General features: G+C 65.7%; 17 protein-coding genes. All 17 read right to left on the bottom strand.

Annotated features, from left to right (window positions below; genetic code table 11):
• Positions 1–49 precede the first annotated feature (49 nt).
• The 17 genes from N0B28_RS03505 to tssA all read right to left on the bottom strand — a co-directional run bounded on the left by N0B28_RS03505 (position 50) and on the right by tssA (position 21,334).
• Positions 50–568, bottom strand: a complete 519-nt coding sequence (locus N0B28_RS03505; protein WP_043859617.1) for an Hcp family type VI secretion system effector — start codon at positions 566–568, stop codon at positions 50–52.
• 318 nt (positions 569–886) lie between these two features.
• A complete protein-coding gene (locus N0B28_RS03500; RefSeq protein ID WP_196933169.1) occupies positions 887–1,936 on the bottom strand; it encodes a serine/threonine-protein kinase in 1,050 nt (349 codons plus the stop codon).
• On the bottom strand, positions 1,933–2,661 hold the full coding sequence (locus N0B28_RS03495) for a PP2C family serine/threonine-protein phosphatase (protein WP_043860549.1): 729 nt from the start codon (positions 2,659–2,661) through the stop codon (positions 1,933–1,935). Before N0B28_RS03495 ends, N0B28_RS03500 begins: the two co-directional genes overlap by 4 nt.
• Complete coding sequence (tssM, locus tag N0B28_RS03490) at positions 2,662–6,219, bottom strand: type VI secretion system membrane subunit TssM (RefSeq protein WP_275730362.1); 3,558 nt, start codon at positions 6,217–6,219, stop codon at positions 2,662–2,664. It lies immediately after the preceding gene.
• A gap of 14 nt (positions 6,220–6,233) precedes the next feature.
• A complete protein-coding gene (gene icmH / locus N0B28_RS03485; protein WP_058540725.1) occupies positions 6,234–7,103 on the bottom strand; it encodes a type IVB secretion system protein IcmH/DotU in 870 nt (289 codons plus the stop codon).
• Positions 7,104–7,107: 4 nt separating this feature from the next.
• A complete protein-coding gene (tssK, locus tag N0B28_RS03480) occupies positions 7,108–8,439 on the bottom strand; it encodes a type VI secretion system baseplate subunit TssK (RefSeq protein WP_054916577.1) in 1,332 nt (443 codons plus the stop codon).
• Positions 8,440–8,441: 2 nt separating this feature from the next.
• A complete protein-coding gene (gene tssJ, locus N0B28_RS03475; protein ID WP_043860551.1) occupies positions 8,442–8,936 on the bottom strand; it encodes a type VI secretion system lipoprotein TssJ in 495 nt (164 codons plus the stop codon).
• Between the two features lie 5 nt (positions 8,937–8,941).
• Positions 8,942–10,105, bottom strand: a complete 1,164-nt coding sequence (tagH, locus tag N0B28_RS03470; protein WP_058540726.1) for a type VI secretion system-associated FHA domain protein TagH — start codon at positions 10,103–10,105, stop codon at positions 8,942–8,944.
• A 17-nt stretch (positions 10,106–10,122) separates the two neighbouring features.
• On the bottom strand, positions 10,123–10,263 hold the full coding sequence (locus tag N0B28_RS03465; protein WP_043860553.1) for a hypothetical protein: 141 nt from the start codon (positions 10,261–10,263) through the stop codon (positions 10,123–10,125).
• A 96-nt stretch (positions 10,264–10,359) separates the two neighbouring features.
• On the bottom strand, positions 10,360–11,877 hold the full coding sequence (locus N0B28_RS03460) for a sigma 54-interacting transcriptional regulator (protein ID WP_213606887.1): 1,518 nt from the start codon (positions 11,875–11,877) through the stop codon (positions 10,360–10,362).
• A gap of 10 nt (positions 11,878–11,887) precedes the next feature.
• Positions 11,888–14,476, bottom strand: coding sequence for a type VI secretion system ATPase TssH (gene tssH / locus N0B28_RS03455; RefSeq protein WP_275730355.1), 2,589 nt, complete (start codon positions 14,474–14,476; stop codon positions 11,888–11,890).
• 6 nt (positions 14,477–14,482) lie between these two features.
• The gene (tssG, locus tag N0B28_RS03450; protein ID WP_043860556.1) at positions 14,483–15,490 is read right to left on the bottom strand and encodes a type VI secretion system baseplate subunit TssG; all 1,008 of its coding nucleotides are present in this window, start codon (positions 15,488–15,490) and stop codon (positions 14,483–14,485) included.
• Positions 15,454–17,241 (bottom strand): type VI secretion system baseplate subunit TssF, encoded by a 1,788-nt coding sequence (tssF, locus tag N0B28_RS03445; protein WP_054916573.1) that lies wholly within the window; start codon positions 17,239–17,241, stop codon positions 15,454–15,456. The genes tssG and tssF overlap by 37 nt, the downstream gene beginning before the upstream one ends.
• Before the next feature lie 65 nt (positions 17,242–17,306).
• Complete coding sequence (tssE, locus tag N0B28_RS03440) at positions 17,307–17,714, bottom strand: type VI secretion system baseplate subunit TssE (RefSeq protein ID WP_043860558.1); 408 nt, start codon at positions 17,712–17,714, stop codon at positions 17,307–17,309.
• 14 nt (positions 17,715–17,728) lie between these two features.
• Entirely contained in the window at positions 17,729–19,204 is a 1,476-nt protein-coding gene (gene tssC, locus N0B28_RS03435; protein ID WP_043860559.1) for a type VI secretion system contractile sheath large subunit, read from the bottom strand.
• A 25-nt stretch (positions 19,205–19,229) separates the two neighbouring features.
• Positions 19,230–19,739, bottom strand: coding sequence for a type VI secretion system contractile sheath small subunit (gene tssB / locus N0B28_RS03430; protein WP_043860560.1), 510 nt, complete (start codon positions 19,737–19,739; stop codon positions 19,230–19,232).
• A gap of 32 nt (positions 19,740–19,771) precedes the next feature.
• Entirely contained in the window at positions 19,772–21,334 is a 1,563-nt protein-coding gene (gene tssA / locus N0B28_RS03425; protein WP_275730349.1) for a type VI secretion system protein TssA, read from the bottom strand.
• Between the last annotated feature and the right edge of the window lie 201 nt (positions 21,335–21,535).

The following is a 21,535-nucleotide window of genomic DNA, read 5'->3' as shown; positions in this document are numbered from 1 at the left end:
TGCCCCGGCCGGCCATGCTGGCTGGCCGGGGCAGTGAACTAACGCAGGCTTAGCCGGCGACCGGGGTGCGCCAGTCGTCCGAGCCGGAGGTACCGGACACTTCGTGGGTCCAGGTGATCTTGCGGTAGGTGAAGTGCACGTCTTCAAGGTGGGTGAAGTGCGCGTTGGCCGGGTCCTGGCAGTTGTGCATGTAGTCCTTGATGTCGACGATGATCGCGTCTTCGAGCTTGGTGGTGAAGTAGTGCTCCTGGGTGCCGGCCGCCGAGGTGCGGTACCAGTGGATGACGATTTCGGTCAGGCGCTCGCCGGAGGTCAGCGCGGCCAGCAGCAGGGGCGACGCCTTGTCGAAGACCTTGGTGATGACCACCGGCTTGTGCACGCGCTGGCCGGTCGGCTGACCGGACTGCGGGTCGCGCGGGATGATCACTTCGTGGTTGAAGCCCTGGACCATGACCTGGTCTTCGTGGCCTTCCTGGTAGGTGTTGCCGACCGAATCGGCGGTGAAGGCACCGGCGGTGATCAGGCCTTGTTTGGTGCCGGTGACGGACATGTAGGCAGGTGTTGCCATGGGGGTTTGCTCCTTGCAAAAAGTGAAGCCGAACAGGCGAAAAATGCCGTGCGGCTGCAAGGAGACACTTCAAGACGCGTGCCAACTGAAATTTAGTTGTTGTTAATCAGTAGCTTGTGTTTTTACTGTACGTTTTTTGAGCACTTTTACGCGAGAAAACCCGAAAAAGTGCGCAACTTCTTGCGCAGTACTGTGCAAGAAGTTGCGCACTCGTCTGTAGGCCTTTATCCCAAAGGCCTAGGGAAATGTATGCACAGGGTTATCCACATTTGAGTGCGCAAGAAGTTGCGCAGTTGGTAAAAACGGCAGGGTAGGTTTTCAGCGCTTGAAAAGCGAAAAAACACGCCCCCAACAGCCCCCTTTCGACGCCAGCGCCTCCTGCAGTTGCCGCGCACTGATCGTGCGCTGGGCAGGGTCGAATGCCAGCGCAATTTTCAGCGCAGGCCAGCAGTGCGCGGGCAGGTTCGACGGGCGCGTCAGCGTGCGATCGAGCTGCTCGGCGCGGGCCTGAGTTGAAGGCAGGCGCCGATAGGGATGCTTGCCGCTGGCCAGCTCGTAGATCAGGCAGGCCACCGCATACATATCCGCCGCCGCACCCAGCGTGCCGTGTTCCAGCAGTTCCGGTGCAGCGTAGCCAGGCGTCCAGGCGTTGAAGCGCTCGCGGCTGAGGTGGGCCAGCCCCGAAAGCACACCGGCGTCGGCCTGGCCAAGACCAAAATCGAACAGGCGCACGCCGTCTTCGCCGAGCATCACGTTGCTCGGCTTGAGGTCACCGTGAAACACGCCCCGGGCATGGCAGCAGGCCAGGGCTTCCAGCAGCGGCAACACGATCGCGCTCAACGCCTGCCCGTGCAGGCCCAGCGGTTGCTCGCACAGCAGTTTGTCCAGTGCCGGCCCACGCAGCAGCTCCAGGGTGATGAAGGCGCGCTGGCTCGGCGGGTCGATCTCGAAGCTGTACAGGTTGACCACCTGCGGGTGCGCCACGTGCCGGGTCAGGGCAAACTCGCTGAACAGCAGCGCGTTGGCATCCGGCGAGGCGGCCAGCGCCTCGCTCATGAGCTTGATCGCCACACAGGGCTGCGGGTCACCGAACTGCTCGCGCAGCAGATCGCGGGCGCGATAGACCATGCCCATGCCGCCGGCACCGAGCAGGCGTTCGAGCCGATAACGCCCGGCCAGCACCTGCGGCAGCGGCACCAGCGGCGGTGTCGGCGCCGGCTTTTTCTTGCCTGCGCGGCGCCCCTTGCGCTTGGCCGCAGCGGGCGCCGGGGCGGCCAACTGGCCGTTGACGAAGGCGAAATAGGTGAGGTTGGCGTCGCGGGATTCGGTGGCCAGCAAGGCACCGAGGTCGGGCTGGTGTCTGCTCATTGGCGAATCACCACTGCGGTCAGGTTGTCCCCCGCCGCGCCGCGCAATGCCCCTTCGAACAGACGCTCCAGCGCGACCTGCGCCGACGCCAGGCTCAATGCCTTGCCCAGAGCATCGCTGCTCAGTTCCTGATACAGGCCGTCGCTGCACAGCAGGAACGCATCGCCCGGGTATACCTGCAGCTCCAGCACCTCCAGGGTCAGCTGCTCGCTGGCGCCAAGGGCACGGGTCAGGGCGCGAGCACCCGGTTGCGCCCGCGCCTGCTCCGCGCTCATCTGACGCTGGTCGATCAACTGCTGCTGCAACGAATGGTCGCGTGACAGCTGGTAAAGACGCTGCTGGCGCCACAGGTAGCAGCGGCTGTCGCCGGCCCAGATGCACGCCGCACGCTCGCCCTCGAGCAGCAGCGCCACCACCGTGCTGCCCATGATGCTGTCGTGGTGTGCATCCGTGACGGTCAGTTCCTGGCCAAGGCGCCGGTTGATCCAATGCAGGCACCCGCGCACCCCTTCCAGGCGCTCGTCAAAACTGCCATGGGCCGGCAACTCGGCCAGGCTGGCGACGATCAGCTGGCTGGCCAGGTCGCCACCGCGGTAGCCGCCCATGCCATCGGCCACCGCCCACAGGCCCTGCGCCGGGCACTCCAGAAAGGCGTCCTCGTTGCGCATGCGCACCTTGCCAGCATCCGTGCGCGCCGCGCTGCGCCAGCGTGCTCCCACCTGCATCTAGAGCGACCCCGGCAGACGAAAGCCGCGTAACACGCCAACGTCGAAAGGGTTGGGCGCACGCTGGCTGCTGAGCAGGTAGTTGGCCCGCAGCCCGCCCACTTCGGCCTTGAGCACCAGCACGTCGCGGCCCTTGAGGTACTCGGTCTGCATCAGGTCGAACAGGCGGAACAGCGACCACGGCCCGGTGTTCTTCTCGATGCCGATCGGGCGCTCGACCATGCGTTCGAGCACCAGGCTTGCGCGACCGTCCTGGGCATCGGTCGGCCAGTTGAAGGTCATGGGCACCACCGGGCCGTGGCGATAGTCCAGCTGCCGATCGCCAAAGCGGAACTCGGCGCGGCTCACCGCCGAGTCCAGGGTGTAGGGCTCGAGCCTGAACTGCACCTGCGGCTGCGCCGGGTTCTCGGCGAAGAAGCTCTGGCGAATCGTCTGGGTCCTGGCCATCTGGTCCAGGTAGACCCGCGAGATCGGCAGGCTCTGGCCGTCGATGCTGCGCAGGCGGTAGCTGCCCGGGTCGCCGCTGATGAACGGGCGCAGGTAGGTGTCGAAGAAGCGCTCGGCGATGCCCTGGGCCTTGAAGAACTCGCGAAAGTCGTTGATCGCCACGTCACTGGTGCTGTGGGCATCGAACGGGTAGCGCTGCTGGATCGACTCACCGTAGAAGCCGTACAGCTCGCTCTGGTAGCGCTCGTTGACGTACTGGTAGGCATCGTTGAGTACCAGCCGCCAGCTGTCTTCGGCCAACAGGTTGAACCAGCCATTGAGCGGTCGCGGCAGACGCCCGGAGGCGTTGCGCAGGGCGCTGAGCGCATCGCGCTGGCCCCCCATGCGGGTCTTGGCCAGTTCGAAGGCCATCTGCTCCGGCTGGCTGGCGCGCGCGAGGCCGGCCATCTGCAGTTGCAGGTCGTTGAGCGCCTGCAGCGCCGGGGTGAAGTCGGCGGAGGGGCCATTGTTTTCGTCCAGCAGCCGATGCAGGGATTCGAAACGCCGCTGCAGGGACTTCTTCGCGGTGTCGGGCAGCGGCTTGGCCGCCACGGCGGGCTTGCTCGCCAGGGCGCCCTGGACCTTGCCGGCCACGGCGACCGCCGTGTTGGCCTTCTTGCCCAGCTTGACCCCCTGGGCCGGGTCGCTGGCCGGTGCCTCGGCGGGCTCATCGGTGCTGCCCGGCACGGGCTCGAAACGGGTGTTGTCGCGCACCTGCACCAGCAGTTGAAGTACCGGCGAGTTGGCCGAGGTGAGCCCGGCGAGCTGATCGGCGCCCTCGCCGGCATCGCCGAACGGTTGCAGGCCGACCTGGCCGACAGCTTCGCTCCAGTGGTTGGCGTAGTCGCGAAAGTACAGCTGTTCCAATCCTACCAGCAGGCGGCGCATGTCCATGTCGCTGATGCCGCTGCCCTCACCCAGGACCCAGTTGTCACGCAGCAGTTCGCTGACCAGGGTCGAGCCCTGTACCGAGAAATACTGCTCGTAGCCCTGCTGGGTGTAAAACCCCGGAATCACGTAGTCGGTGCCGAAAAACAGCCCGCCCTGGGGGCCCAGGTGCTGGCTGAGGCGGTAGTCGGGCAGGCTGCTGGCCTGCTCGCGCAGTACCCGGTACACCACGTTGACCAGCGATTCGCTGCGCAGCACCTTGCGTGCCTGGGCCACCAGTTGCGGGTCCAGCGGGTAGCTGAATGGCAGTTGCAGCAGGCGTTCGAAATGCCCGTTGAGCCCGTTTTGCACCGCCGTGTTGCCCGCGTAGCGGCGCGACCAGTCAGCGGCTACCCACTCCTGCAGCCAGGCGGCTTCGCGGCGGTCGGGCATGCTCAGCATCAAGTAGGCACGCAGGCTGTTGAGCAGGCGCTCACGGTCGCGCAGGTTGCCACGAATCTGCCCTTCGAGCTGTTTGGCCACCCGTGGCAGCAGTTGGGTGTGCAGGTCCTGTTCGTAGGCACTGCGAAGCAACGGATTGCTCTGCTCGCCCTGGTACAGGCCCAGGCGCTCATGCAGTGACGCATCACCCGAAGGCGGGAATACCTGGGTCGCGGCATAGCTGCTGTCCAGCGGCTTGAGCGCGGCCATGGCATCGCTTTGCGGGGTCAGCGCTGCACGCTGCCCGGCCCACACCTGACCGAGCCCGCGCAGTTGCTCGAGGCGGTCGTGGTTGGCACTGAAACCGCCCGCCCACAGCAACCCGCAGCACACCAGTACGCCCAGCGCGCCGACATACAGTGCGCGCTGCCCCCAGTCGATGCGTCGCCGCTCGCGCTGGTCGAGGCCGGCCAGGTCGGCCTCGGGGAAGATGACCCGGCTGAGCAGGTGATGGATGAACCGCGAACGCCCGCTGCGCAAGGTGGGTAGCACCGTGCTGGGCAGGCCCAGGCTGGCCCCGATGCTGGCGGTGTCCGGGTCCAACTGCTGGACAAGGTGCGGCGCACTGGTGAGGTAGAACCCGCGAAGCTGGCTGGCGCGCTGGTAGCGATTGCCGGTGAAGGCGATGTCGACGAACAGGCACAGCTGCTCGCCGATCTGCGCCAGCTGGTGCGGGAAGTCGAGGATGCGCGCGCGCCGCTGTGTATCGCGCTCGTGGTGCATGCGCATGATCACCTGGCTGTTGAGGCGCCGCAGCAGCGCCTCGAAGGCCTGGCGCAGCACGGCCACATCGGTGCCGTTCTGCGCCTTGGTGAAGGTGCTGCCCAGTACCTGGTCGCTTTCTTCACGGCTGAGCTGGTCGAAGAAATCGTCGAAGCCCTGCAACTGGTCGGCCTTGCTCAGCACCAGGTACACCGGCACCTGGACATGCAGGGTCTGCTGGATTTCCTGCAGTCGCGCATGGACCTGGCGCGCCAGGTTTTCCAGGCCCTTCTCGTCGCCACTGCGCAGCAGCTCGACCGGCACGCTGACCAGCACGCCGTTGAGCGGCCGGCTGCGGCTGCGTCGACGCAGCAGGTTGAGCAGGGTACGCCAGGCACTGGCGTCGACCTCGGCGGTTTCCTGGGTCAGGTAGCGTCCGGCGGTGTCGATCAACACCGCGTGGTCGGCAAAATACCAGTCGCAATGGCGCGTACCGCGGGTGTCGCGGGTGAGTTGGCGGTCCAGTTTGTTGAGCGGAAACTCCAGGCCGGAAAAGTCCAGCAGGCTGGTCTTGCCACTGCCCTGGGGGCCGATCAGCAAATACCAGGGCAGGTCGTTGCGCCAGCGCTCGCTGCGCCCGCCATACAGGCTCGAGCCCTTGAGCGTACGCAACGCCTCGCTGAAGCGGCTGCGCAGTTCCTTGTGGTCCTCGTCGATGCGCGCTTCACGGCGCAGGCGTTCCTGGCCGTCCTCGCTCTCTTCGACAGCCTTTTTCTGCACCCCGGCGCGCCAGCTGGCGAACACCATGCCCAGCCCCCAGCACAGGAACAGCGCACTGATGGTCAGCAGACGCGAGGTGGCCGAGGCCCAGAAGCGGTGGTCGTCGACTGCCAGCAGCGGCCCCACGAACCACACCAGCAGTACCAGCGACAGCACCAGCAACAGCGTCCATACCCACGTCTTGCGCAAAAAATCGCCGACTTTCTTGAAGAAGTTTTTCATCACACGTCCCTGTTCTACTGCTGCGCCTGGACCGTTTCCGGGTCAAGCTGCTGAAAAGGTTGCAGCACGGCCTCGCGCTGCTCGCCCAACACCCAGGCGAACCCCGAATACATCACCACCAGGCAGATCAGCGCGAACAGCGTGACCATCCACCACGGCACCACCCGCACCAGGCTGCGACGCTGGTCGTTGAGCCCTTCCCACTGCGGCGAAAGTTCGCGCGGAGCATCCCCGCGCAGTTGCCGCACCTGGCGGAACAAGGCGTCGCGAATCCCTTCGAGTTCGAGCATGCCGCGTACCATCACGCGGTACTTGCCCTCGAACCCCAGCGACAGGCACAGGTACATGAGCTCCAGCATCGGCAGGTGCTTGACCGGGTTCTTCGACAGACGATCGAGCAGCTGGAAGAACTTCTCGCCACCGAAGGTCTCGTTGTGAAAGGTGCTGAGCAGGCTCATCTGCGCCCACTCGCTCTCGTTGCCCCAGGAGGTGGTGACCACGGCCTCGTCAAGCACCGAGCACAGCACGTAGCGCGCGGTCATCACCTGGCTGGGCTCGGCGCCGTTGTGCAGCGCATGGGCCTCGAACAGCTTGATGCCATGGGTGAGGGTCTGGTTGAGGGCGTCGAGGTCTTCGCGGCTGTCGCTGTGCTTGAGCCGCACCACGTGCGAGAGCAGGTCCGAGGCGGCTGCCACCAGGGTGTTGAGGCTGATGTTGATGGCCTCGGCCGGGCCCAGGCGAGCCGAGTAGATCATCCGGTCTTCCAGTTGCTCCAGGCGCGGCGTGGCCAACCCATCGGTCAGCGGAACCTGCCTGGGCGCCTGGCCCTGGCGGTCCACCAGCACGGTCTTGTCGTCCTGACGGTGTTCGATGTCCTTGTGCATGCGGTCAGTTCCTGATGGCCCAGAATTTCAGTTCGAGCTCGGCGAACTCGCCCGAGACGTGGAAGGCAAAACCACCGGAGCGCTCCAGCAGGGCCTGGTCTTCGGCGTTGAATTCGAGCAGGAAGTAGGTCTTGTTGGAATGGAACGGGATCTGCCGCGGCGCCACCGGCAACGGCACCACCTTGATGCCAGGCAGGTGCAGGTTGACCAGTTGCCGGATACGTTCCACCGGGCCGACCTTGAGGTGCGAGGGCAGGCGCGTGCGCAGGGTCTCGCTGTCGCAGTTGGCGCTGGCGGCCAGTACGAACGAGGCCGAGGCGAGCAGCGTCTGGTCGTGCACGGCGGCCACCAGGATGCCGTACTGGCGGGTTTGCAGGTCCAGTTCGATGGCGTGCTGTTCCAGCACCATTGACAGCACCTCGCGTATGCCGTCCATCAGCCGGCGAAAGCTCGCGCCCTGGTCGCTGTGCTGATAACGGCTGTCGGTACGCGGGCGCTTGGTGTCGCTGGCAAAGGTCGCCAGGTCCCCCAGCATGGTCAGCAGGGTGCGGTACAGCTCCTCGGGGTGCAGCTGGTCCAGGCCCAGGTAGTGACGCAGCAGCAGTTCGGTACGATTGATCAGTTGCAGCATCATGAAGTCGCCCACCTCCGCGCCGCCGACCTTGCCGTTGGAACGGATGCGCTCGGCAATGGTGTCGCCACGGTGGCCGAGCATGCTGATCACCTCCTTGAGGCACGACAGCAGGTAGCTTGAAGCGTGGGTGTGGATGAAGGTCGGCACGAACTCGGGGTCCAGGCTGATCACGCCGTCCGGGGTGGTGTCGAGCACGGCGCACAGCTTGAGCTTGACGTAGGCCTGATCGCCCTGCTGCTCGCCCAGCAGCAGGCGAAAGTCCGGCCGTGCACAGCTGATGTCGCTGTTGATGTCGTCACCGGCGTTGGAGTCGCTGACCGGGGTTTCGTAGGCGATATAGCGCGCCAGCACATCGGACTGCTCCAGTCGCCGGGTCTCGATGTGGTTGCCGGTCACCAGCGGCAGTGCCAGGTACACCGGCGTGTTGCCGGTGTTGGGCGGTATGTCCAGGGCCAGCGGCTCGATGTTGCTGCTGAGCTCGAACAGGCTGCCGTCGGGCAGCACGCCGCTGGCCTGGCTGACCACCAGCTTGCCCATGCTCAGGAACTGCTGGTCGATCTCCAGGCTGAGAAAACCCCAGTTGTAGCTGCCCAGCAGCTGGGTGCGGGTTTTCATCTGGTAGTCGTAGTAGCGATCGTTGTGCTGGAAGTGCTGCGGACGCAGCAGCATGCCTTCCTGCCAAATGACTTTGTGCACATGCATGATCAGTTTTCCGTCCGGGCCAGTGTGGCGTTGCTGTTGCGAATGCCGGCCTGGTCCAGCGTCAGGCTGGCGCTGTTGAGTGCCTGCGGGGTGATCTGGACCACGTAGCGCCACTGGGTCTGCTCCAGGTCGCGGTAGGCCGCCAGCACGCCGACGTAGCGGCTGCCAGGTTCCACGCTCAGGCGCAGCGTCACGTGCTCACCGGGGCGCAGCTCCAGCTCTTCGCTGACCACCAGGTCTGGCGCCAGGGATTCCTTGGCCCGCTCGTACAGGCTGAAGAAGTCGGCATGCTCGAAGGCCACCGGGTGCTTGAGTTCGAACAGGCGCACCACGATCGGCGAGGGCCGGCCATTGAGGTCCGGGTTGAGCTGGTCACCGGCGTCGAGGGTCAGTTGCAGCTTGGTCAGTTCCGAGTACGGCGACAGCGCGGAGCAACCGGCCAGCAACAGCGCCAGCGCCATCAGGCCGGTGGAGAGAAAGGTCTTGCAGCGCAGCATGGGGATCATCCTTGAGCGTCGGTGTGAAGGGTACCGATCAGGCGAACCTGTTCGGCGTAGGCCTGGGCGAAGTCGCGCGCCAGCAGGCGCTCGCTCCATTCATCGTCCTGGCCAAGGGCCTGGTGGTAGCGCACGTAGGCGCGCCACTGGCTGCCGGCAGTCCGCAGCAGCGGTGCCCGGCCGCGCTCGAACTGCAGGCCCAGCTGGCGTGGCGAAAAGTGCTCAAGCACACCCTGCAGCGCAGCGCGACAGGCCGTCAGCATCGCCACCTGATGCGCCTGCAGGTCGCGGTAGGCCTGGGTCAGTGCCTGGCTCGCAGGGAGCTGGCCGGGCGCGGCCGGGTGCAGCAACAGGCCCAGCGCCTGGCCGGCATCGGCGCTCGACTTCAACGGGTTGTGGCTGGCGCGGTGGGAGGTGGTCAGGGCCAGGCGCAACTCGTTCTTCAGTTCGCTGCGGGTGCGCAGGCTTTGCTGCACGCCGCCGATGCTCTGCTTGAGCAGGCCGGCCGCCTTGATCGCCAGGGCTTCACGGGCGCCAGGGTCGAGCCCGCCCAGATCGACCCCGAGGGCGGTACCAAAGGCTGCCCAGAACCGTTCGTTACATGCAGGTGCCGGCGGCGCCTGTGGTTCATCGTCGGGTTCGGGCTGCGCCACCAGGTTGGGTACCAGCAGGCTTTCCATGTCTATGCGCGCGTAGTCGGGGCGCTGGCGGGCCACCGGTGCAACCGTGTCGAGTGCACTCAGTGCGTCGAGGGGCGAAGGCTCGACGTCCTGCTGGTCCAGGGCATGGAACGGGTCCAGCTCAAGAAAGGCGTCGTCAGGGATGATGCTGCCCGCGGCGCTGGGCAGGCCGACCTCGACATCGGCTGCGGCGCGGGTGACCAGGCGCGCGCGCACCTCGAAACCGCCCAGCAGGTACACGCTGTCCTGCTCGATTCGCTGCGCCTGCCCCTTGCGCAGCTGCGCACCGCTGCGTCCGTCGCGGGTGCCGTTGCTGCTGATGTCGGTGAGGAAGAACACGCCCTCCTGACAGGTGACCAGCGCATGTCGCTTGGAGACATGCCGCTGCGGGTCGCTGATGACCCAGTCGCACGCCTCGTCGCGCCCGATCACGCCGCCTGCACGGGTGAAGGTCTTGCTGCGTCCCTGCGTTTCAAGAACCAGTTCCATGTTGATGCTCCTTGCACTCACTTGCCGCGGTTGGCTGCCTGCGGATCGCCCAGCGGGCGATAGGTGTCGTCGTTGAATTTGTAATTGCCGCTACAGCCGCCCAGGCCGCTGAGCACGATCAGCGCCAGCAGCAAGGCGGGCCATTGACGAACAGACATTTGCAGATCTCCATCGGTGGGCATTGCACGGGGCGCCGCCCGCCGGGGGCAGCGCACGGTTGTAAGGGAAAATGCAGCATTGCTCGCCATGGCCGCTCAACCTTCGAACTCGCCAAGGTTGATGTTCAGCCGCCCCAGGCGGTACAGCAGGGTGCGCCGCGGCAGGCCCAGCTCGCGTGCGGCCAGGGTCTGGTTGCCGGCGTTCTTGCGCAGGCAGTCGAGCAGCCAGTGGCGCTCCACGTTTTCAAGGCGGTCACGCAGGTTCAGCCCGCTGTCCCCCGACGGTACTTCGCTGGCCGGGGCAACATGCTCAGGCAGCAGGCACTCGCCGTCGCACAGCAACACCGCGCGCTCCACCAGGCCCTTGAGTTCACGCACGTTGCCCGGCCAGGCGAGCCCGTCGAGGTAGGCCAGTGCCGCCGGCGACCACTGCAGGGGCTTGCGCCCCAGAAACTCGCAGGCCTTGGCAGAGAAATGCCGGGCCAGCACTGGCACGTCGCCGCCGCGCTGACGCAGGGCCGGCAACTCGATGGGGAACTGCGCCAGGCGGTAGTACAGGTCTTCGCGAAAGCGCCCTTCGCTGACCAGCACCGCCAGGTCGCGGTGGGTGGCGGCGATGATGCGCACATCGATGGTGTGGGTGTCGTTGGAACCCAGCGGGCGGATCTCGCCCTCCTGCAGCACGCGCAGCAGCTTGGCCTGCAGCGACAGCGGCATGTCGCCGATCTCGTCGAGCAGCAGGGTGCCGCCGTGGGCGGCATCGAACAGGCCAGGGCGGTCGCGCAATGCGCCGGTGAAGGCGCCCCGGCGATACCCGAACAGTTCGCTCTCCAGCAGGTTCTCCGGCAGGGCCGCACAGTTCTGCACCACGAACGGCCGGGTACCGCGCGGGCCGTAGTCGTGAATCGCCCGGGCCACGACCTCCTTGCCGGTGCCGGTCTCGCCCAGCAGCAGGACGGTGTAGGGGCTGTGCAGCACCTTGCTGATCAGCTGGTAGGCCTGGCGCATCGCGGCGCTGTTGCCGATCAGCCCGTAGTCGGTGGCGCCGGCGCGCGTGGCGGGCAGCGGCGCCGGCGCCACCTCGGGCTGGTGCAGGCGTTGCAGCAACTCCATTTGCACCAGCACGAACGCCCCCAGCTGTCCCAGCGACTGGGCAAAGCCGCCCAGGTCGACGCTGGTACGGCTGGCACACAGCAGCAGGCCGGCGATGGCCTGGTGCGGGTTGAGCAGCGGTACGCACAGCAGCGACTGCCAGGGGCTGTGCAGCACCGGCAGGAAACTGGTGTCGAGCAGGCTGGCGGGCAGGTCGGCAAGGCTTACCGAACGGTTCTGGCACAGCGCGAACTGCAGCAGTTGCTCGCCGTTGTAATCCACCGGCACGCTGGCGGCAGCACGCGGCTGCAAGGCCCCGCCCAGCCATTCGGCGGCAAGGCTCAGCGAAGTGTGGGTGGCATCGAGCAGGTACAGCTGACTGAGCTCGCAACCGCTGAGCTCGGCCACCGCCTGCACGAAGCGCTCCTGCAGCGCGGGTTCCCGGCCCGTACGCGACAGGCTGGCGAAGTGCGTCAACAGGGCTTCGGCATAGCGCAAGGGCTGCGGCACGTGGGTGAACATCACCCCCACCTCAGGCAAACTCGCACCTCACGCCCGCATCGCCATCGAGCGTGGCATGCACCTGCTGCAACGACTCCCCGGCCGCCATCGCTGCCAGCAGCCGGTCAGCCACCTGCGGCATCAGGTGCAGGTCGAGCAGGTGGTCGATCAGCCGCGCGCCGCTGTCGCCCTGGGTGCAACGCTCGGCCAGGTGCTCGACCAGCGCCGGGGCATAGGTGAAACCCAGTTGCCGGCGCAGCAGCCGCTGGCCAAAGCGCTGCAGCTTGATCTCGACCAGCTCGCGCAGCACCGGGCCGCTCACCGGGTAATACGGCACCACACGCATGCGCGCCAGCAAGGCCGGTTTGAAATGCCTGCTCAAGGCGGGCCGTATGGCCTGTTCCAGTTGCTCGGCAGAGGGCCGTTCGGCGCCTTGGCAAAGGCTCGCGATCTGCTCGCTGGCCAGGTTGGAGGTCATCAGGATCAGGGTGTTGCGAAAGTCGATTTCGCGCCCCTCGCCGTCGTTGGCCACGCCCTTGTCGAAGATCTGGTAGAACAGGTTCAGCACGTCCGGGTCGGCCTTCTCGACCTCATCCAGCAGCACCACGGAATAGGGCTTCTGGCGCACCGCCTCGGTGAGCATGCCGCCCTCGCCATAGCCGACGTAACCGGGCGGCGCGCCGATCAGCCGCGACACGGTGTGCTTCTCCTGGAACTCGGACATGTTGATGGTGGTGATGAAGCGCTCGCCGCCATACAGCAGGTCGGCCAGGGCCAGGGCCGTTTCGGTCTTGCCCACGCCACTGGGCCCCACCAGCAGGAACACCCCGACCGGCGCATCGGGCTTTGCCAGGCCGGCTGCGTTGGCCCGCATCGACCGGTCCAGTGCCTGCACGGCCTGCTCCTGACCACGGATGCGCGCACGCAGGTCTTCGGCAAAGCGCATGATCCTGGCGTTGTGCTCGCGGGCCAGTTGCTCCAGCGGCACGCCGGTCCAGGCACTGATCACTTCGGCCACCAGGCGCGGGCACACTTCGAAGCTGACCAGGCGCTCTTCGGCCTGCGCCGCTTCCAGCAGGCTGCGGGTGGTCTCCAGGCTGGCCTGCAGTACGGCCACGTCATCCCGTGCATTGCCCTGCTCGCGGGCTTCGGCCAACTGCCGGCGCAGGTCCAGCACCTGCTCGGCCAGCGCGCGCTGCTGTTCCCAGCGCGCCTGCACGGCCTGCTGGTCGGCCTGGTCGCTGCGCAGTTGCGCCTGCAACAGGTGCAGCGCCTCTTGGTCGATGCCCACGCCGGCTTCGGCGTCGCGCTGCTGCGCCTGCACCTGCCGCTCGCCCTCGGCCAGCGAGGCACGCAGGCGTTCCAGGCGTTGCGGCGCGGCGGCCAGGCTGATGCGCACCCGGGCACAGGCGGTGTCGAGCACATCGACCGCCTTGTCCGGCAACTGTCGCCCGGCCAGGTAGCGCGCCGACATGTGCGCCGCCGCCACCACCGCATCATCGCGCAGGTAGATACCGTGACTCTTCTCATACACCTGGGCCAGGCCGCGCAGGATGGTCACCGCCTCGTCCGCTGTCGGCTCGTGCAGTTGTACCGGCTGAAAGCGCCGGGCCAGGGCCGGGTCCTTCTCGAAGTACTTCTTGTACTCGCTCCAGGTGGTGGCGGCGATGGTGCGCAGCTCGCCCCGCGCCAGTGCAGGCTTGAGCAGGTTGGCCGCATCCGAACCGCCGGCGTTGCCGCCCGCACCGATCAGGGTGTGGGCTTCATCGATAAACAGGATGACCGGTCGGGGCGCGGCCTTGACCTCGTCGATCACGCCCTTGAGGCGTCGCTCGAACTCGCCCTTGACGCTGGCGCCGGCCTGCAGCAGGCCCATGTCCAGCGCCAGCAGCTCTACCCCGCGCAGTGCCGGCGGCACTTCGGCGGCGGCAATGCGCAGCGCCAGGCCCTCGACGATGGCGGTCTTGCCCACACCGGCCTCACCCACCACGATGGGGTTGTTCTTGCGCCGCCGGGCAAGGATGTCGATCATCTGGCGCAGCGCTTGATCGCGGCACAGTACCGGGTCGAGTCGGCCGTCGCGGGCCTGCTGGGTGAGGTTGTGGGTAAAGCGCTGCAGCATCGACTCGCCCTGGCCGCCCGCGGTACCCTGCGCTGCAACCGGCCGGGACGCCAGGGCGAAGCCCTTGAGGCGCTCGATGTTCAGGCGGGCCAGCAGCGGCTGGTAATGGCTGCCGGCATAGCGCACGGGGTTGCGCAGCAGCGCCAGGATCAGCGCAGCCTGTTCGACCTGGCTGCTGCCCAGTTCGAGGTTGGCCACCAGCAGCGCATCCTGCAGCCACTGCACCAGTTCGGGGGCGAACACCGGGTTGCGCGAAGCGCTGTGTTCAAGCTGCACCTGCAAGGTGGCGCGCAGTTCGCCCGGCGCCACGTCGGCGTCGTGCAAGGCCCGTTCAAGAAGGCCTTCGGGGCGATCGAGCAATTCCAGCAGCAGGTCCTCGACCAGGATCCTGCTGCCGCCACGTGCCACGCAACGTTCGGCGCAGCGCTCCAGGTCACGACGGGTGTCGGCGTCCAGCGCCTGGATGAGTTGTTGCAGGTCTACGGTGATCATGTTCATCGGTCCTTAATGAATTTTGCTTCCCAGGGTCACCACGCCATCGGCGCGTTCGTGACCGAGCCAACTCGTCCATCCCAGACGGCAGGCGTTGTCCTGGCCGATACGCAGCTCGCGAATCTCTTCCTGGCGCAGCACCAGGCGGATGTCGTAGTCCAGCGGGTCGCGCAGGGTGAAACGCACCAGGGCACACAGCGGCTGATAGCCGAAGCCGATCGGCAGGAACTCGTGAAAGCGCTGCCAGTCGAGCTGGGTGATGTGGATGCGGAACTTGCCGTTGCGATCACGCACCCGCTCGCCCAGCACCACGTCCTCGCCCAGCAGGCTGTTGGCGCGCCCCAGGCGATTGCACTGCTCCTGCAGGATGACCACGCGACGTTCGATGCACTGCTCGATGACCAGCTGCGCATGCTTGAAGTAGTAGCGCAGCACCGCCTCGATCAATGCCGCCGAGTGGGCACGCAGGCTCAGCAGGCCCAGGTAGGGCAACAGGCGCTTCCAGTTCAGTTCGCGGGCCTCGCGAATGTGCTCGCCACCCAGCCCGATCAGGGCGAACAGCTGCGCCGAGAATGGGTCCATCGCCCCGCTCTGGAAGCGTGCGCGATAACGGTACTTGCGCCAGATGGGCAGCATCAGGCGCTGTAGCCGATGGTGGAACACGTCGAGAAACTGCCGGGTCGTGTTGCCGTCCTCGCCATCGCCCAGCGCCTGCTCCACGTAGAACGCCGGCAGCGGCGAGCTGGCGCCGCACAGGCCGATCAGGTTGAAACGCAGGCGTGCACGCATCTGCCCGCGGTCGTCGAAGAACTCGACGCGATCGACGTCGCTGCCCGGAAAGCCCAGGCTCGGATTGGCCTGGAACTCCAGCTGGTCGTACAGCTCCTCTTCGCTCAGGTGCGGATGGAACTCGCGCAGCCGGTCGATGACCAGCAGCACGGCCTGAAACAGCGAATATTCGCGTATTGCGTGGCTCAGCCCGCTCAAAGCAGGGGCTGCAGGCCCATACGTGGTGTCCATTGGTACACCTCTCCCTGGGTACTTCTGACCCGCAACTCGTGGTACGAGTTGAGGCTGGCATAAAGGGCAAAGAACTCGTTGAGCACCGAGGCGAACACGAACAGGTCGCCTTCGCCGATGTAGCCTTGCGGGTCGATGGTCAGTTCGGTGCGCAGCCCGCGCAGGGGCAGGCCGCGGTGCAGTCGGTCGACATGCTCGTGACGGATCGACTTGAGCCCGCCGAGCAGGCGCTTGCTGACCTTCTCGGCATGTTGGTCGTAGTAGCGCGGCAAGTCGTAGGTTTCCAGGATCACCTTGAGCGCATCGACGTTGGCCAGCGACAGGTAGTTGAGCGACATGTTGCTGATCAGCTTCCACAGGAAATCCCGGTTCAGGGGCGGTGCGTAGCTGGCCGTGACCGGGGTGATGTTGCGGAAGGTGAGAAACTCCGGGGTCTGCTCGGACGGCTGGTCGATATCACCCAGCTTGAGCCGGCGCGGCAGGTTCTGGTTGGTGCAGGTGAGCTCGATGGACAGCGTCTCGTGGGTGCGGGTATCGCGTATTCCGAAGCTCAGGTAGGTGTCCAGGCCGTCATGCAACAGCGAGGAGCGCTGGCGAATGCTGTAGTGCGGGCTGGTCTGCGGCACGTCGAAACTGGGGTCGTGCTCGAACGACTCGAATGGCACATAGGCCTGGTAGCCCACGCCGCCGGGCTTCCAGCCGGTCACGCTGTGCACCGAGAACACCCCGCAGTTCTCCAGGTCGTACTCGGCGGGCAGCAGCAGGTATTCGTCCTGCTTGCCATCCAGGCGAATCGGCAGGGCATCGTGCTGGAACAGGTTGGCGATAGGGGTGCAGTACAGCTTGACGTTGTCCAGCGTGGGGCGCATGCGCTGGATACCGCCCCTGCGGATGTCGAAACGTATCTCCAGCCCACGCATCTGCTTGAGGGTTTCCGTGCCCAGGGACTTGAGTGCCTCCAGGCCGTCGAGGTCGACGAACAGGAACTTGTCCTGGAAGGCGAAGTACTCCTGCAGGTAGCGGTAACCGCGAAAGGTGTTCAGCGGGTAGGGAATCAGCGCTTCTTCCTCGGCGAAGCCGACCGGCTGGATACGGTTGCCAGCCAGGCGCACTGTCACGTTCTCGCCACTGGCGCGCACCAGCGGCTTGCCATCGCCCCCCAGCGGCACCAGCTCGATGCCTTCCACGTTGCGCAGCAGGCACAGGTAGAGCATCTGGCTGATGTAGCGCTCGCCTGCCAGGTGCAGGCGCAGGCGGCTCAGTTCCAGCTCGCCGACATGCCCGTCGCAGCTCATCTCCAGGCGCAGGCTGAGCAGCGCCCCATCACCCTTTACCGAGTAATTGAGCGCGGTGAGGTCCAGGGCCATGACATCGGTGGGGTAGCAGGTGCGAAAACGGCAGCGCACCTCATCGATCGGCTGGCTCTCGACCGGTGTATCGCGCGCCACCCGCAAGGGCGGGCCGGACTGGCCCAGCGGGTCGAACTGCAGGATGCTGAACGCCGGCAGCGGGCGCATGTAGTTGGGCCACAGCAGCTGCATCAGCGAATGGCTCAGCTCGGGCAGTTCGTCATCGAGCTTCTGGCGCAGGCGCCCGGTGAGGAAGGCAAAGCCCTCGAGCAGCCGCTCCACGTCCGGGTCGCGCCCGGCCTGCCCCAGAAACGGCGCCAGGGCCGGGCTGCGCTCGGCAAAGCGTCGCCCCAGCTGGCGCAACGCGGTGAGCTCGCTCTGGTAGTAATGATTGAAGGACATGCTCGGTTACCTGTTTTGCATGCTCAGGAACGTCCTGTTCGCGAGACGACAGCGCGGTGCGCGTCTCAGTTGACCTGCACCTGCCCGCCGCCCTCCAGGCGCGCGGAAAAACTGACCTGACGCTTGATCCCGTCCAGCTCAAGCAGGCCTTCGATGCTGAAAGCCAGCTTGAGCTGATCGTGATCACGCGGCAGCGACACCACGCGCACATTGGTCAGGCGCGGTTCGTAGGCTTCGATGAACTGCTCGATGGCCTGACGCGCCTGGCTCAGCGCGTCATGCAGGCTCAGGCGCATGTCATTGAGGTCTGCCAGCCCGTAATCGGGCAGCGTCTGCACGCTGCCCGCACGGGTACTGAGCATCTTGCCCAGGTGCACCGCCACCGAGGCCATGGCAGCCCTCTCGCGGCTCCAGCCGCGACGCTTGTCGGCTTCGCCGCCCAGACGCTCGAAAAGGCTGCCATATCCGCTCATGTACGCGCCCCCGCTTACTCTTTATCCAGCTTGCCGACCAGCGACAGGGTGAAGTCGGCGCCCATGTACTTGAAGTGCGGGCGCACGTTGAGGCTGACCCGGTACCAACCCGGCTCCCCTTCCACATCGCTGACGATGATCTGGGCCGCGCGCAGCGGACGACGCCCACGCACCTCGGCGCTCGGGTTCTCCTGGTCGGCCACGTACTGGCGGATCCACTTGTTGAGTTCCAGCTCCAGGTCGGTGCGCTCCTTCCACGAGCCCAGCTGCTCGCGCTGCAGTACCTTGAGGTAGTGGGCCAGGCGGTTGACGATCATCATGTACGGCAGCTGGGTACCGAGCTTGTAGTTCAGCTCGGCGGCCTTGCCCTCGGCGCTGATGCCGAAGAACTTGGGTTTCTGCACCGAACTGGCGGAGAAGAACGCGGCGTTGTCACTGCCCTTGCGCATGGTCAGGGAAATGAAGCCTTCCTCGGCCAGCTCGTACTCGCGGCGGTCCGACACCAGCACTTCGGTGGGGATCTTGGTCTCGATCTCGCCCATGCTTTCGAAGTGGTGCAGCGGCAGGTCTTCCACCGCGCCACCGCTCTGCGGGCCGATGATGTTCGGGCACCAGCGGAACTTGGCGAAGCTGTCGGTCAGCTTGGTGCCGAACGCATAGGCGGTGTTGCCCCACAGGTAGTGCTCGTGGCTGTTGGCCACGGTTTCCTTGTAGACGAACGACTTGACCGGGTTTTCCTCCGGGTCATAAGGGTTGCGCAGCAGGAAGCGCGGCACGGTGAGGCCGATGTAGCGCGCGTCCTCGGACTGGCGAAAGCTCTGCCACTTGGCAAACTGCGGGCCTTCGAAGTGGTCCTTGAGATCCTTGAGGTCCGGCAGGCCGGTGAAGCTTTCGAGGCCGAAGAACTTCGGACCGGCAGCGGCGATGAACGGCGCATGGGACATGCACGCAACGCTGGAGACGTACTGCATCAGCTTGACGTCGGGGGAGCTGGGCGACATGAAGTAGTTGGCGATGATCGCGCCCACCGGCTGGCCACCGAACTGGCCGTACTCTGCGGTATAGATGTGCTTGTAGAGACCGGCCTGCATGACTTCGGGCGAGTCCTCGAAGTCGTCCAGCAGGTCCTGCTTGGAGACGTTGAGAATTTCTATCTTGATGTTTTCGCGAAAGTTGGTGCGGTCGACCAGCAACTGCAGGCCACGCCAGGCCGACTCCAACGACTGGAAGTCGGGGTGGTGGAGAATCGCGTCCATCTGGCGGCTGAGCTTGGCATCGATCTCGGCGATCATGCGGTCGACCATGGCCTTCTTGACCGGTTCGCCGTCGTTGTGCGGCTTGAGCAGCTCTTCGATGAAGGCCGACACGCCGCGCTTGGCAATGTCATAGGCTTCATCGTCGGGCGTCAGGCGGGTTTGCGCGATGATGTTGTCGAGAATGCTGTACTCGCCATCGGTGCTGCTGGTTTGCTGTGCTGCGCTGGTGCTCATGGTGTTCTTCCTTGACGGGGGAGGCTCAAGCGTCGGTGGTCGGCGTGGCGCTCAGGCCCAGTTCGCCGAGTACGCGGGTGCGCGACTCATCGTCGGCGAGCACGCCTTCGATGGCCTTGCGAAAAGCCGGTGCGTTGCCCAGCGGGCCCTTGAGTGCCACCAGCGCATCGCGCAGTTCCATCAGCTTCTTGAGCTCTGGCACCTGCTCGACCAGGCTGGCCGGGTTGAAGTCCTTCATGGAGTTGACCCGCAGGCTGATGCCCAGCTCATCGCTGGCGCTTTCGTCGTCCTGCAAGCGGTTGGGCACGCTGAGGGTCAGGCTCAACTCCTGCTTGGCGAGCACTTCGTCAAACGTCATCTTGTCGATGCTGATGGGCTTGCGGTCCTCTACCTTGCGTTCGTCCGGACGCTGGGTGTAGTCACCGATCGCGAGCAGCTTCAAGGGCAGTTCGATTTCTTCCTGGGCACCGCCCGTGGCAGGTTTGAACGTGACGTTGATGCGTTCCTTGGGGGCTACCGAGCCTTCTTTGGCCATGGCTTTTCTCCTTGCGTTTGCGGCCCGGGGGCCTAGTCGAGTACCACTTCGAGGTCGAGGTGGCACAGCCTGCGATAAACCTCATCCTTGCGTTCGCGCACGGCGTGGTTCTGCGGCAGCAGCTCACAACAGCTGTGCAGCAGACGCAGTACTTCCAGTGCCAGGTCCGGCTCCCACTGATGCAGGCCGGCCTGTTGCAGTTCGTGATCGAGGGCTTCGAGCTGGGTCTTGGCCAGTTCGTACTTCTTGGCCAGAAAGCACAGCCGCGCCTGGCTGAGCTGCCAGAAAAAGCGCACACGCCCGCCTTGAGCCGCCTGCCTGCCCTGCTTGAGTATCTGCACGGCAGGCTTGAGGCCGTCCTTGCGCAGCACGGGCAGCACCGCCTCCAGGGCCAGCTCCCAGGGTGGCAGGCTGGTCGCGAGGTCGGTCTCGACCTTGCGCGGTGCGCTGGTGCTCTGCAGGTGCGGCATGACGCTGGCGTTGATCCAGCCCCGCGTCGCCGGGTCGGCAAACGGCGTGCCGTCATGAAAGCGCAGCTCCACCACCCCGGGCAGGCGCTGCAGCAGTTGCGCGAAGTGGAACTCCACCTCGCGCATGCCCTGCTCGGCGTTGAGCTCCAGCAGGCACTCCCAGACCATGCGCTGGCCGTCGAACCAGAACGGCGACTTGGCCAGGCTGGCCTCGAGCTCCATCAGCAGGTCGGCGTACTGGCCGTTGGCAAAGCGTTCCTGGTAGATCTTCAGGCGGTCGACCGGCAACCCGCGCAGCACGGTCACCTGTTCGGCATTGCGCTCGGGCACCGCGTCGATCTGCAACCACAGCAGCGTGCGGTTGAGGCGCAAGGCGCGCACGTCGGTGGCCTTCTGCTTGAGCCACCAGTTCGATAACGGTCGAGCGCCATCCTGCAGGGTGCGTAACACCTTGTGCGCGTCTTTTTCGCTGTCGACGGGGGCGCCGGGGGTGAGCAACTGGGTGGCGGCCTGCTTGACCTGGGCCACGACCGCGCCCACGGCCCCAGGTTCGGGCTGATTGTCGGCAGCACGTTGCACCATGCTCGACAGGCGTCGGCACAACGGCAGCAACAGCGGCGCCTCATCGCCCAGGTGCGTGGTCAGGGCTGCATCGAGCGCCTGCAGGCTGTCGACCAGGCGGCGGAACAGCGCCAGTTGCTCCTTGATCGCGACGTTTTCACCCAGTACCTGCTCCAGGCGCGGCACCAGCCAGCCGATGGCCGCGGCCCGCGTGCGTGGCTTGGCCGGGTGCACCTGCGCCCAGTGCTGCTCGCACAGGTGCTGCAACAGCCCCACGCCGGCCAGCAGGCCCGGGAAGGATTCGCGTTGATACAACGCCCACGTCAACCAGGCGGCAACCCGCAGGTCCTTGGACTGTGTGCGCAGCAGCGTCTCGCTGTTCTCGAGCACGCGGAGCCAGTCGATCTGGCCGCTCTCGTGAACGGACTGAGCCTTGTTCAACTCGCCTTCCAGTGCTTCGTACTCACTGGAAAAACGCACGTCCTCGCCCGCAAAACAGTCTGGTGATACAGCCTGCCGGGCAACCTCGTGGTAACGAGCGTGCAACTTGCTTGAGTAGGACATCCTTGGCCTGTAGTTGGACTGCAGGCCCCGCGCCGACCGAAAAAGCCCAGGCGGCACGGGGCCTACCAAAACAGCGTCAAACACCCATCCGTGGGTTCGCTGCCTTAAGTGAGGGGGCACATCCTAGATAGGGAAATGGCACATTGCAATCAACACAGCGTGTGCAATTTGTATCAAAAAGCAGGAAACCATTCCGCTGAC

Origin of the sequence: Pseudomonas sp. SD17-1 (genome assembly GCF_029201585.1) — a bacterium.
GTDB lineage: Bacteria > Pseudomonadota > Gammaproteobacteria > Pseudomonadales > Pseudomonadaceae > Aquipseudomonas > Aquipseudomonas palmensis.
The sequence above is the reverse complement of the archived record's forward strand: the minus strand, read 5'-3'. Positions and strand labels throughout refer to the sequence as shown.

Bases quoted from the DNA above. Each gene is read 5' to 3' on its own strand.
- N0B28_RS03505 (WP_043859617.1), bottom strand. From the start codon at position 568: ATGGCAACACCTGCCTACATGTCCGTCACCGGCACCAAACAAGGCCTG.
- N0B28_RS03500 (WP_196933169.1), bottom strand. From the start codon at position 1,936: ATGAGCAGACACCAGCCCGACCTCGGTGCCTTGCTGGCCACCGAATCC.
- N0B28_RS03495 (WP_043860549.1), bottom strand. From the start codon at position 2,661: ATGCAGGTGGGAGCACGCTGGCGCAGCGCGGCGCGCACGGATGCTGGC.
- tssM (WP_275730362.1), bottom strand. From the start codon at position 6,219: ATGAAAAACTTCTTCAAGAAAGTCGGCGATTTTTTGCGCAAGACGTGG.
- icmH (WP_058540725.1), bottom strand. From the start codon at position 7,103: ATGCACAAGGACATCGAACACCGTCAGGACGACAAGACCGTGCTGGTG.
- tssK (WP_054916577.1), bottom strand. From the start codon at position 8,439: ATGCATGTGCACAAAGTCATTTGGCAGGAAGGCATGCTGCTGCGTCCG.
- tssJ (WP_043860551.1), bottom strand. From the start codon at position 8,936: ATGCTGCGCTGCAAGACCTTTCTCTCCACCGGCCTGATGGCGCTGGCG.
- tagH (WP_058540726.1), bottom strand. From the start codon at position 10,105: ATGGAACTGGTTCTTGAAACGCAGGGACGCAGCAAGACCTTCACCCGT.
- N0B28_RS03465 (WP_043860553.1), bottom strand. From the start codon at position 10,263: ATGTCTGTTCGTCAATGGCCCGCCTTGCTGCTGGCGCTGATCGTGCTC.
- N0B28_RS03460 (WP_213606887.1), bottom strand. From the start codon at position 11,877: ATGTTCACCCACGTGCCGCAGCCCTTGCGCTATGCCGAAGCCCTGTTG.
- tssH (WP_275730355.1), bottom strand. From the start codon at position 14,476: ATGAACATGATCACCGTAGACCTGCAACAACTCATCCAGGCGCTGGAC.
- tssG (WP_043860556.1), bottom strand. From the start codon at position 15,490: ATGGACACCACGTATGGGCCTGCAGCCCCTGCTTTGAGCGGGCTGAGC.
- tssF (WP_054916573.1), bottom strand. From the start codon at position 17,241: ATGTCCTTCAATCATTACTACCAGAGCGAGCTCACCGCGTTGCGCCAG.
- tssE (WP_043860558.1), bottom strand. From the start codon at position 17,714: ATGAGCGGATATGGCAGCCTTTTCGAGCGTCTGGGCGGCGAAGCCGAC.
- tssC (WP_043860559.1), bottom strand. From the start codon at position 19,204: ATGAGCACCAGCGCAGCACAGCAAACCAGCAGCACCGATGGCGAGTAC.
- tssB (WP_043860560.1), bottom strand. From the start codon at position 19,739: ATGGCCAAAGAAGGCTCGGTAGCCCCCAAGGAACGCATCAACGTCACG.
- tssA (WP_275730349.1), bottom strand. From the start codon at position 21,334: ATGTCCTACTCAAGCAAGTTGCACGCTCGTTACCACGAGGTTGCCCGG.